Source organism: Arthrobacter sp. TS-15, from assembly GCF_006964045.1.
Taxonomy (GTDB): domain Bacteria; phylum Actinomycetota; class Actinomycetes; order Actinomycetales; family Micrococcaceae; genus Arthrobacter.
Genome location: NZ_SDXQ01000007.1, coordinates 15,631 through 27,267 on the forward strand (window position 1 = coordinate 15,631; position 11,637 = coordinate 27,267).

Annotated in this window: 11 protein-coding genes; 6 read left to right on the top strand and 5 right to left on the bottom strand. The window is 63.2% G+C overall.

Annotated elements, in window-relative coordinates:
- Nucleotides 1-49: 49 nt before the first annotated feature.
- The 4 genes from pstB to pstS form a co-directional block, all read right to left on the bottom strand.
- Nucleotides 50-829 carry a phosphate ABC transporter ATP-binding protein PstB gene (gene pstB, locus EU811_RS03570; protein WP_017197024.1) on the bottom strand — a complete coding sequence of 260 codons (780 nt, stop codon included), beginning with the start codon at nucleotides 827-829 and terminating at the stop codon, nucleotides 50-52.
- Nucleotides 830-896: 67 nt separating this feature from the next.
- The gene (gene pstA / locus EU811_RS03575) at nucleotides 897-2,000 is read right to left on the bottom strand and encodes a phosphate ABC transporter permease PstA (protein ID WP_142937145.1); all 1,104 of its coding nucleotides are present in this window, start codon (nucleotides 1,998-2,000) and stop codon (nucleotides 897-899) included.
- Nucleotides 2,001-2,933: a phosphate ABC transporter permease subunit PstC gene (gene pstC / locus EU811_RS03580; RefSeq protein WP_024819033.1), complete on the bottom strand. Its 933-nt coding sequence runs from the start codon at nucleotides 2,931-2,933 to the stop codon at nucleotides 2,001-2,003.
- Nucleotides 2,934-3,071: 138 nt separating this feature from the next.
- On the bottom strand, nucleotides 3,072-4,193 hold the full coding sequence (gene pstS, locus EU811_RS03585) for a phosphate ABC transporter substrate-binding protein PstS (RefSeq protein ID WP_142937146.1): 1,122 nt from the start codon (nucleotides 4,191-4,193) through the stop codon (nucleotides 3,072-3,074).
- A 237-nt stretch (nucleotides 4,194-4,430) separates the two neighbouring features.
- On the opposite strand from pstS, the gene EU811_RS03590 reads away from it, so the two are divergent.
- The 5 genes from EU811_RS03590 (at nucleotide 4,431) to EU811_RS03610 (ending at nucleotide 9,155) form a co-directional block, all read left to right on the top strand.
- Nucleotides 4,431-5,558, top strand: a complete 1,128-nt coding sequence (locus EU811_RS03590) for an FUSC family protein (protein WP_142937147.1) — start codon at nucleotides 4,431-4,433, stop codon at nucleotides 5,556-5,558.
- A 50-nt stretch (nucleotides 5,559-5,608) separates the two neighbouring features.
- A complete protein-coding gene (gene radA, locus EU811_RS03595) occupies nucleotides 5,609-6,982 on the top strand; it encodes a DNA repair protein RadA (RefSeq protein ID WP_142937148.1) in 1,374 nt (457 codons plus the stop codon).
- A gap of 56 nt (nucleotides 6,983-7,038) precedes the next feature.
- Nucleotides 7,039-7,662 (top strand): Pr6Pr family membrane protein, encoded by a 624-nt coding sequence (locus tag EU811_RS03600; protein WP_142937149.1) that lies wholly within the window; start codon nucleotides 7,039-7,041, stop codon nucleotides 7,660-7,662.
- Between the two features lie 133 nt (nucleotides 7,663-7,795).
- Nucleotides 7,796-8,323: a hypothetical protein gene (locus EU811_RS03605; protein WP_142937150.1), complete on the top strand. Its 528-nt coding sequence runs from the start codon at nucleotides 7,796-7,798 to the stop codon at nucleotides 8,321-8,323.
- A complete protein-coding gene (locus tag EU811_RS03610; protein ID WP_160147618.1) occupies nucleotides 8,247-9,155 on the top strand; it encodes a zeta toxin family protein in 909 nt (302 codons plus the stop codon). The genes EU811_RS03605 and EU811_RS03610 overlap by 77 nt, the downstream gene beginning before the upstream one ends.
- Here the strand turns inward: EU811_RS03610 and EU811_RS03615 are convergent.
- Nucleotides 9,152-9,853 (bottom strand): TetR/AcrR family transcriptional regulator, encoded by a 702-nt coding sequence (locus EU811_RS03615; RefSeq protein WP_142937152.1) that lies wholly within the window; start codon nucleotides 9,851-9,853, stop codon nucleotides 9,152-9,154. The genes EU811_RS03610 and EU811_RS03615 overlap by 4 nt on opposite strands.
- A gap of 227 nt (nucleotides 9,854-10,080) precedes the next feature.
- Between EU811_RS03615 and EU811_RS03620 the strand changes: the two genes are divergently transcribed.
- The gene (locus EU811_RS03620; protein ID WP_142937153.1) at nucleotides 10,081-11,622 is read left to right on the top strand and encodes an amino acid permease; all 1,542 of its coding nucleotides are present in this window, start codon (nucleotides 10,081-10,083) and stop codon (nucleotides 11,620-11,622) included.
- Nucleotides 11,623-11,637: the final 15 nt, after the last annotated feature.

The window sequence follows — 11,637 nt, forward strand, 5'->3', positions numbered from 1 at the left end:
GTCGTTCTGTGCCGACTCCCCCCATAGAAGCCGGAATCTGCAGGACCCCTTATCCGAAGCGGCCGGAGACGTAGTCTTCCGTGGCCTTCTGTGCGGGGTTGTTGAAGATGCTGGTGGTGTCAGCGAATTCGATGAGCTTGCCGGGCTTGCCGGTGCCGGCGATGTTGAAGAACGCGGTCTTGTCGGACACGCGCGCGGCCTGCTGCATGTTGTGGGTAACGATCACCACGGTGTACTGGTCCTTGAGCTCGTTGATGAGGTCCTCAACAGCCAGGGTGGAGATGGGGTCCAGGGCGGAGCAGGGCTCGTCCATGAGGATCACCTGGGGTTCAACGGCGATGGCGCGGGCGATGCACAGGCGCTGCTGCTGGCCACCGGAAAGACCGGAGCCGGGCTTGTCCAGGCGGTCCTTGACCTCGTTCCACAGGTTGGCGCCCACCAGGGACTTCTCCACCAGGGCGTCGGCTGCGCCCTTGGAGATCTTCTTGTTATTCAGCTTCACGCCGGCCAGCACATTGTCGCGGATGGACATGGTGGGGAACGGGTTGGGGCGCTGGAAGACCATGCCCACCTGGGTGCGGACCGTTACGGGGTCCACGCCGGGGCCGTAGAGGTTGTCGCCATCCAGGAGGACCTCGCCTTCGACGCGTGCGCCGGGAAGGACCTCGTGCATGCGGTTCAGCGTGCGGAGGAAGGTGGACTTGCCGCAGCCGGACGGGCCGATGAAGGCCGTAACGGACTTGGCCTGGATGTTGATGTTGACGTCCTCGACGGCCAGGAAGTTGCCGTAGTAGACATTGAGGTCTTTGACGTCGATGCGCTTGGACATGGTGTTCCTTTGTTCCTTGGGGGTTTGGAAGTGTGAAGGGGCCGCCATTAACCGGCGGCCGGCCCGGCTAGCGGCCAGTTTTGGGCGCGAACAGACGGGCGATGAGGCGGGCTCCGAGGTTCAGGAGCATCACCAGGATGATCAGCACCAGCGCCGCGCCCCAGGCCCGCTGATCCGACGGCTCAGGGTTGGACGGCGACGTCGGGTTGAGGATCTGCGTATAAATGAACGTGGGCAGCGAGGCCATCCAGCCGCTGAAGACGTTGTTGTTGATGGTGGTGGCGAAGCCGGCGGTCACCAGGATGGGCGCGGTTTCACCGATCACGCGGGCGATTGCCAGGGTGACGCCGGACGCGATGCCGGAGATCGCCGTCGGGATAACCACCTTGGTGACGGTGCGCCACTTCCGGACGCCCAGGGCGTAGGAGGCTTCGCGGAGCTCGTTGGGGACGATCTTGAGCATTTCCTCGCTGGAGCGGACAACAACAGGGATCATCAGGACTGAAAGCGCGACGGCGGCTACCGCACCGGTCTTGGTGCCGGGGCCCACGATGGCGAAGAAGAACGCTGCCGCGAAGAGGCCGGCCACGATCGACGGGATGCCGGTCATGACATCCACGAAGAACGTGATGGCGCGGGCCAGCGGACGGCCGTTGCCGTATTCCACCAGGTAGATGGAGGTGAGAAGACCCACGGGTACGGAGATGACCGTGGCAAGGAGCGTGATCTGGATGGTGCCCAGCAGTGCGTGGTAGATACCGCCCAGGACCGGGGCGCCTTCCTCCACTGCCTTGTTGTCATACGCGCCGGTGACACCGTTCATGGACGTGCCCAGGAAGCCGGGAGTGATGAGGCCGGGAATGCCGTTGACCAGCACGGTGAAGATCACCGAGATCAGGGGCAGGAGTGCAATCAGGAACGAGCCCACCACAAGGCATGTGGCGAGCTTGTCCTTGGCCTTCCTGGAACCTTCAACGGCCCCGCTCCAGGAAACCAGGACCACGGCAAACAGGATGGCGGAGACGATGCCCCAGCCGAAGGCGTTGAAGCCGATGAGCGCCATGATGGCCGCGCCCACAATGAGTGCGACGGCCAGGACAATGTAGGGCGCGAACTTGGGCAACTGGCCCTTGGTGAGCGCTGAGCGCTTGCGGACTACTGTGGCGGACATTTAGTTGGCTCCCGAGAATTCTTTGTGCCGGGTGATGATCCAGCGGGCGATCATGTTCACGCCCAGGGTGATGACGAACAGCACCAGGCCGGCGGCGATCAACGTGTTGACCTTGATACCGCTGGCTTCCGGGAAGTTCAGTGCGATTTCCGCGGCGATGGTCTGGTTGCCGGACTGGATGAGACTGGCAGTGAGGACACCGGAGGAGAGCACCAGGGCAACGGCCATGGTCTCGCCAAGTGCCCGGCCCAAGCCCAGCATGATGGCGCTGATGATGCCCGGACGGCCGAAGGGCAGCACGGCCATCTTGATCATTTCCCAGCGGGTGGCTCCGAGTGCCAGCGCGGCTTCCTCGTGCAGCTTGGGGGTCTGCAGGAAGATTTCGCGGGACAGGGAGGTGATGATGGGCAGGACCATGACGGACAGGACGATGCCGGCGGTCAGGATGGTCTTGCCGGTGGCGGACGCCGGTCCTTCGAAGATGGGGATCCAGCCGAGGTAGGTGGCCAGCCAGTCATAGGCCGGGGAGATCTCCTTGGCCAGGAAAGCCGCACCCCAGGCGCCGTAGACAACGGAAGGGATGGCTGCGAGCAGGTCCACCACGTAGCCCAGGCCGGCAGCGAGCCGGCGCGGAGCGTAGTGGGAGATGAACAGTGCCACGCCGATTGCCACGGGGGTGGCGATGACGAGGGCGATCACGGCGGCAATCAGTGTGCCCACCACGATCGGGGCGATGTAGGCGAAGAAGCCGTTGCCGCCCTGGATGTCCTCAGCCGGAGCGGTCAGGGCAGGGATTGCCTGCACCACAAGGAACAACGCGACTCCGAAGAGGACCGCGAGAATCAGGCACCCTGCGGCCATGGCGGCCCCGGAGAAAACCTTGTCCCCGGCGCGTCCTGCGCCTTGGGAGGTTGTCAGGGAGTTGGTGGTCACTTCACGTTCCTTCAGTCTGGAGTGAACTGGTCTTACATGGCTAAGTTCCCTGCCCCGCACCGGTGCCGCGGTGGCCACCGGAGAGCGGGACAGGGAACTTCAGTGTTCAGCCGGGTTCAGCAAACCCGCCGGGAAACCTTAGGCCTTGGCCTTGATGGTTTCGATAGCGGCCTTTGCCTTGTCCTGCAGCGCCTTGGAGAGCGGTGCGGACTTCGCGGCGTCAGCTGCGGTCTTCTGTCCTTCGTCGGAAACGACGTAGCTTTCGAAGCCCTTGACCAGGTCAGCAACTTCCTTGGTCTCGTAGGTGGTGCAGACAACGTGGTACGAGACCAGGACTACGGGGTAGGCACCCGATGCGGTGGTCTTGCGGTCCAGCTTGATGGCAACATCGTTGGCGGCGCGGCCGTCAACGGGCTTGCCGGCTTCAACGGCCTTGGCAGCGGCTTCAGCGGAGATCTTGACGAATTCGTCGCCCACCTTGATGGAGGCGGTGCCCAGCTTGCCGGAAACGGCGGAGTCATCAGCGTAGGTCACGGCGCCCGGGGTGTCGGTGACGGTCTTGACCACACCGGAGGTGCCCTTGGCGTTCTCGCCTGCCAGGGTTGCGGGCCAGATGCCGGCAGCCTTGTCCGTCCAAACCTCGGGAGCGGAAGCTGCGAGGTAGTCGGTGAAGTTGGTGGTGGTGCCGGAGTCGTCAGAGCGGTTCACGGGGGTGACCTTGAGGTCCGGCAGGGTGACGCCTTCGTTGAGGGCGGCGATTGCGGGATCGTTCCACTTGGCGATTTCGCCGCGGAAGATCTTGGCGACGGTCGCGGCGTCGAGCTTGAGGTCCGTGACGCCGGGGACGTTGAAGGCAACAGCGATCGGGGAGATGTACACCGGGATGTTGATGGCGCCGTCGGGACCGCACTTGGCCTTGGAGCTCTCAAGCTCTTCGTCCTTCAGGTAGGCATCGGAGCCGGCGAACTGTGCCGAGCCGTCGATGATGGCCTTGCGGCCTGCGCCGGAACCGTCCGGGGAGTACTGAACAGTCGCGCCGGAGTTTGCGGCGGAGAAGCCGGCCTTCCAAGCATCCATTGCTGCGCCGGTGGAGGACGCGCCGATGCCGGTCAGGGTGCCGGTGACCTTGGGGCCGGTAGCTGCCGACTGGGTGCCGCCAGTGGTGCCGGTTGCGTTGTCTGAACCGCAAGCAGTGAGCGCGAGAGCGCCGGCTGCGATGACCGCGATTGCCGCGTTGCGGCCGAAGTGAGTTGCCTTCACTTGGATGTGCCCCTTCCAGGGATTCTTCGATGCGGGCCGAACGGAGATTTCGGCGTGCGCGAGCTGTGGACCAATGTGTTCCTTTACTGAAGGTAAGGAGCGCAGGTAACGGGATCTGCAGTGCAAGGTGAACGGAAGATGAACGACGGCGGACCATTGGGTTATGTGGCGCGTGCCACCTTGAGGGGTACCTGGCTTGAGGTAGTTGGGAGGGGTTGGCCAAATACACTTGGAGGCATGGCTGCCGCAAAGGGATTTACTGCAAGCAAGAGGTTCCTGCGCGCAAGAGTCAGGACCGGATTGGTTCGCAGCCGGAATTCGTTGACGCCGGCCATTCAGATGACGGTGTGCGCCGTGGGTGCCTACGCTTTCGCTGAGTACGTGCTGGGCCACCAGGGTCCTTTGTTTGCCGCTACTTCATCCTTGATTGCCCTCGGTTTCTCCCGCGATCCACGCCTGCGCCGGGTGATCGAGGTGGGTCTTGGCTGCACGCTGGGCATCGTGGTTGGTGACCTGCTGCTTCACTGGCTGGGCGCTGGGATCTGGCAGGCCGCCGTCGTGCTTCTTTTTTCCATCCTGCTGGCCAGGTTCCTGGACAGCGGCACCATCTTCACTACCCAACTGGGCTTGCAGTCGTTGCTGGTGGTCCTGCTGCCGGCGCCGGCAGGTGGGCCGTTTACCCGAAGCCTGGATGCCGTGGTGGGTGGCGTTTTTGCGCTGCTGGTGACATTCCTGGTGCCGAAGGACCCGCGCCGGGAGCCCCGTAAGGATGTCCAGAAGATCCTGCATGAGCTTTCGGAGGTGCTGCGTGAGTGTGCCAAGGCCATGATCGACAGCGATTCCACCCAGGCCTGGCATGCCCTGATCCGTGGCCGGAACTGCCAGCCTTTGGTGGATCGGATGCGGCAGACTCTGCGGGCTTCCGGTGAGGTCGCCACACTGGCACCGGCACATCGGAGGCACCGCGATGAGCTTGCCGACTTGGAGCACTCCCTGGAGTACATCGACCTGGCGTTGCGTAACAGCCGGGTGTTTGCCCGGCGCCTCACCAGCGCAATCAACCATGCCGCGTTGTCCGACGAAGCGATCGAGAGCATCTCCGAAGTCCTTCAGGAAACTGCCGCGGCGATCGACGAGATGACCATTGGGTTGTCGGAGCAGAGCGAGGGCACACGGCGGGTGCATCTGCGCCGGGCCCGGAACGAACTTTCAGACATTGCGGCGCGCCTGCATCCCAAGATGCTGGACGTGCAAAGGCTCGAGGGAGAAACCGTGGTGATGCTGTTCCGGCCACTCATGGTTGATCTGCTGGAGGCGAGCGGCATGGAACCGGACGAGGCCCGGGCGGTGCTCCCGGCGCTGTAGCGTCCACCCGGTGGCTAATACTGTCAGTCCCCGCCACTACGCTGGAACCCATGGCTTCCAAGACCTCCCGCGCTTCCAAGACACCCGCTTACAAATGCGCCGAATGCGGCTGGACCGCCATCAAGTGGGTGGGCCGCTGCGGTGAGTGCCAGGCCTGGGGAACCGTGGAGGAGTACGGCGCCACGGTAGCGCGTACGACGGCGGCCGCAACAGTTTTGGAGCCGGCCCGCCGGATCGCTGAGGTGGATGGGACCACCGCGGCGTTCCTGCCCACGGGAGTGGACGAGTTGGACCGCGTCCTGGGAGGAGGGTTGGTCCCCGGTGCCGTCATCCTGCTGGCTGGGGAACCCGGCGTCGGGAAGTCCACGCTGCTGCTGGATGTAGCTGCGAAATTCGCGCGCACGGGACAGGATGTCCTGTACATCACGGGCGAGGAGTCGGCGGCGCAGGTGAAGTTGCGGGCCGAGCGGATCGACGCCGTGGCCCACACCCTTTATCTTTCGGCTGAAACAGATCTTGGCCAGGCACTGGGCCAGGTGGAGAAGCTTGAACCCAAGTTGCTGATTGTGGACTCCGTTCAGACGCTAAGCAGCGCGGACGTGGAGGGCAGCGCGGGCGGTGTGTCCCAGATTCGTGAGGTGGCGGCGTCCATCATCTCTGCGGCCAAGCGACGCAACATGACCACGCTGCTGGTGGGCCACGTGACCAAGGAAGGCACCATCGCCGGCCCGCGTTTGTTGGAACACCTGGTAGACGTGGTGTGCCAGTTCGAAGGCGAGCGCCACTCCCGTCTGCGCCTGCTCCGCGCCGTGAAGAACCGCTACGGTGCCACGGACGACGTCGGATGCTTCGACCTCAACGAAACGGGCATCGAGGGGTTGGCTGATCCCAGCGGTTTGTTCGTTTCACGGACCCGTGAGCCCGTTTCGGGCACCTGCATCACTGTGACCATGGAGGGTCGCAGGCCGCTGCTTGCAGAGGTGCAGTCGCTCCTTGCCGAGAGTCCCAACTCGCAACCCCGCCGTGCTACCAGCGGGCTGGAGAGCTCCCGGGTGGCCATGCTGCTGGCCGTTCTTCAGCAGCGTGCCGGCTGCAAGTTGCACAAGGACGATTCCTATGTGGCGACCGTGGGCGGCGTGAAGCTGACCGAACCGGCCACGGACCTGGCTGTTGCTTTGGCCGTAGCTTCGGCCAAGTCCCGCAAGGCACTCCCCCAACGACTCATTGCTTTCGGCGAGGTTGGCTTGGCGGGCGAGGTGCGCCCCGTGCCGGGGATCAACCAGCGCATCCAGGAAGCCCACCGGCTCGGCTTCACGCACGCCATTGTCCCGGCGAGCCCTGCGGGTGCAGGTGTAATCCCGGAGGGCTTCTCGGTGCGCGAAGTGGGCCACTTGGCCGAGGCCCTGGAACTGCTGATCACCTGATCCTGCCCCGGGGTGTCGGGGCGGTTCAGGGTGTGCAGTCAGCGAGGATGAGAGGCATGACCAAACGGAATGTGCTTATCGGGGGACGCTTTTTCTTTGGCCTTCTGACGTTGGTGGCGGTGGGAACACAGCTGACGGTTCATCTTGGCCTGGGCTATGACCTGTGGAACTTCTTCAGCTACTTCACCAACCTGTCCAATATCTTCGCTGCGTTGGTGCTCCTGATCAGTGGGTACCGGGTGTTGGTCCGGAAACGGCCTACCGAGGCGGACGATGTTACGCGCGGCACGGCCACCATCGCCATGGCCGTGGTGGGGCTCGTCTTTGGTGCGCTATTGGCGGGTGAGGACCTCGGCTCGCTGCTTCCGTGGGTCAACTTTGTGGTGCACTACCTGATGCCAGTGGTGATGGTTGCGGACTGGCTGTTTCAACCGCCGCGCGCCACCCTGCGCCCCAAGCACATTTGGTATTGGCTGCTCTACCCTGTTGGCTACCTGGTTTACAGCCTCATTCGCGGGGCTTTGGTCAACTGGTACCCGTACTGGTTCATTGACCCTGCCCGGGCCGGCGGTTGGGGCGGCGTGGTGGTGTTTGCCCTCGCTATTTCCGTCGGCTTCCTGGTGGTGAGCCTGGCGATGCTATGGCTGGGGAACAAGATGAAGCGTCAGGTGGATTACTAAACAACCGAGGCAAGACTCCGCTCCCGGGACGAGCAAAGTGACGTAGCTCGTGTTGACAGTGCGCAGCCGCAGGACAAGACTGAGGTACAGCTATACATTTGGTATAGCCTTCGGCGGAAGGAGAAACCCAATCATGCCGACGACCCTGAGGCCTCTTCAGATCGCCTACGCGCAGAAGGAACTGGCGCGCTTGGATCACATTCGCGCGGTGATGGCAGCGCACAAGGACGGCGCCTCCCAGACGGCAATAGCCAACGATGCCGGGATTTCGCAGGCAGAAGTTTCCAGAATACTGCGGCGTGTTGAGGCAGTGCCTGCCGCGATCGCCAGGTCTCCTCGTGAGGTGATCCTGCGGCACGCTGCTGGCCAGTTGGATCACGCGTCCATGCTGACCGAGCTTGTAAGCTGGAACTACAGTTTCGCGCAGGATGCTCAGCCGGAAAATCCGCTGAGCGTTCGAACCTCAGGCTCTTGGGAGCAAGTCACAGATGCGCTTCACAGAGGCCTGCTGAGTGACGACGACTTCGACTACCTCTTGGAGCATGTTCGCAGGTCCTCCGCGGACACTACCAAGGGGGACCTGGATGACGGCAATGGACGCGCGGTTGCGCACCGAGCGCGAGTTGATTCGTCTGTCACAGCTTGGGTCCTTTCTTCATAAGGACTCCCACCGATCAACAGCGGTCTTTTATGACGCACGGGATAAGTTGCGCCGTAAATTCCATTCTGAGCTGATCGAGAGCTACACATCAGACGCCGCAGACCTTGGTAAGGATGGGTCTGCGGCTCTCATCACTGCTGGTCCACCCGGCGCCGGGAAGTCAACCGAGGTGAAAAAGCTTGGGCTTACGGGATATCGGGTCATCGACCCGGATGTCATCAAGGAGCATCTTCTTGAAACTGCTTGCACCGACGGCATATTTGACGATCTCCTCGATCTTCAGCTGCCGGACGGGCGCGCGCTATTGCCCAATGAGTTGGCCTCGCTTGTCCACACGGAATCTGCCGATCTAGCGAACGCGGTTTTGCGGCGATCGATTGAAGACGGCGTGAACGTTGCCATTGAGGGCACTTTTTCGTGGCCAAACCTCAAAGACCGCTACCTCAAATGGCTCCTGACCGGCGACTATAGCCATCTCACTGTCGTCGACGTAGAAGTGAGCCGCGAGACTGCTAAAGCGCAGGCCCGCGAACGCTGGTGGGGTGGTCGCGAGCAAGCGTTTGCGGGCACGGGCTCCCATCTTGGCGGACGGTTTACACCTCCGGAGGCGATCGACGGCCTCTATGTAGCTGGCGCGACGACAGCCAGCACGTGCAATGCCAATGCCGTGGCCCTATTCAACGACCCCCTTGCCGATCTCTTCGACGAAGTAACGCTGTACGTCTATGACAGGACGGGCATCAGTGATGAACGCAGTACTTACGTCGCAAGAAACGGAGTCAAGGAGGGAGACGCTCCCGTTCCTCTGGATGTGGCACCAAGAACGACTTAGCCGGCGAGAGATTCGGCTGGCGCCCGCAAGGCAACCCCTCCAAAGCGGAGGATGAGCTCCTTGCCTGCAGCCCTCACTGCCGGGAGATCGCGCCTCAGCCCGGCCAGCGTCAACACGGTATCGGCGGTGGTGGATGCCGAATCTTTTGCGATCAGCCCGTCCGCGCGGAGGTTGATCAAGGACTCCACCAGCCGGAACGCGGTGTCTCCCAGGCCCGGGTCGGCGTCACAGATGGCCGCCAGTTCCCGCCCCAACTCGCCGTAGATAGTCCTGAGTTCCTTGCGGGCTGCCATGAAGGGTCGGAAGATCTCTGCCCTGGCTTCCGGGAGGTGGTAGAGCACCCCCAGGTTCCAGCGCGAACTGCACAGCTGTGAACCGTCAAACGACACCACCGCGTGCAACCGTGCCGCAGCCAGGCCGGCGTCGTCGGAATGATCCCGCACAGCCCGGGCAAACGCCAGGCTGGTGGACACCGTCCCGCCGAGCAGCTCACCCAGGATTTCGTCCTTGGTGGAGAAGTGGTGATAGAGCGACGATTGCCGTATTCCCACGGCATCGGCGATTGCCCGGGTGGAGGTGTTCGCGAACCCCTGGCCCGTGAAAAGCTCGGCTGCCGCATCCAGTATCTCTTCGCGGGCGGTGGCCCCAGGGCGCACCGCCTGCTGCTTACGGGGGCGTCCCGGTCCGGCTGTAGTCACCCTTCATTCTTGCACCGCGCCAACCCCAAAGTTCCCGTTCACGGCCGCCTCCCGTGGTGGTGAGTTTTCATTTACGCCCCGGAAACACGCGGTAACCCAGGCTTTACATCTGCGAAACGCTGCGGGGACACCGTGCTGGAAAACTATCAAGTGACCGATATTCCGGACGGGTGATCATAAGCCTCTCCGGGCTGGTTCCACATCCCGTTCCAGACACGGAGAAACCGATGACTTCCACCCTTTCGACGGCGGCCGGCCGCACTGATGATGCAGACCTGACAGCACTCGGCTACCAGCCCACCCTGCACCGCAAGCTGGGCCGCTACGCATCGTTCGCCGCAGGTTTTTCGTTCGTCTCCATCCTGACCACCATCTTCCAGCTCTTCGCCTTTGGCTACTCCTTCGCCGGTCCTGCTTTCTTCTGGACGTGGCCGGTGGTGCTGATGGGCCAGCTCCTTGTGGCATTGAACTTTGCAGAGCTCGCCGCCCGGTACCCGTTGTCCGGCGCCGTCTATCAGTGGTCGCGCCGCATGGGCGGCGAAGTGGTGGGCTGGTTCGCCGGCTGGTTCATGTCCATCGCCCAGGTCATCACTGCTGCCGCAGCAGCCATCGCACTCCAGGTGGTCCTCCCCCAGTTGTGGGATGGCTTCCAGTTGGTGGGCGGCGACCCCTCTCTGACCTCCACCACGGGTGCGGCGAACGCCGTCATCCTTGGCGCCATACTCCTGGTGGTTACTACCGTGATTAATTGCCTGGGCGTGAAGCTCATGTCTCACGTCAACTCCATCGGCGTCACCTGCGAGATCGTGGGCGTCGCCGCCGTCATCCTTGCCCTGTTCTCGGCCGCCCAGCGTGGCCCGGAGGTAGTGGCGGACGTCAGTGTTGTTACAACCTCGGACCTGGGCGCCGTCGGCGCCTTCCTGGTGTCCGGGTTGATGGCCGCGTACGTCATGGTGGGCTTCAACTCCGCAGGGGAGCTCTCGGAGGAAACCAAGAACCCCCGCAAGACGGCCCCGCGCACCATCCTTTCAGCACTGATCATCTCCGGTATTGGCGGCGGACTCATGATCATCGCCGCGCTGATGGCAGCGCCAAGTCTGGACGACGGCCGGCTCGCCACCGAGGGACTGCCCTACGTGCTCACTGCCGTGCTGGGTACGTTCTGGGGCAAAGTGCTGCTGGTTGACGTGGCCATCGCCATCTTCGTGTGCACTTTGGCCATCCAAACGGCGGGTTCGCGGCTGGTCTTCTCCATGGCCCGCGATGGCAAACTGCCCGCCTCGGCCCTGCTCTCCACGGTCCACCCGCAGCGTGGAACCCCCATGTGGCCCTCCATCGCGATTGGCGCCCTGGCGGTGGGCATCCTTGCCATCAACATCGGCAACTCCGCCCTCTTCACCACCCTTTGCAGTGTGTGCATCGTGATGGTGTACCTGGCGTACCTGATGGTCACGGTTCCGCAGCTGCTCAGCCGTTTCCGCGGCGATTGGAACCGGGTGGGTCAGACCATGCCGGCCGGGCTCTTCTCCCTGGGCCGTTGGGGCTTACCGGTCAACATCCTCGCCGTCATGTATGGCGCACTGATGGTCATCAACCTGTCCTGGCCCCGCCCCGAAGTGTATGACCCCTCCGGTGAACACGGGATCCTGCTCTACTCCGCCCCCATCATGGTGGGCGCCGTCCTGCTCCTGGGTATCTGGGTCCGGCGGAACATCCGGGTTCGGGAGGACAAGGCGGCGCTGGCCGCGGAATCCGCCAACGCGGGCTGACCCGCCCAACATCAG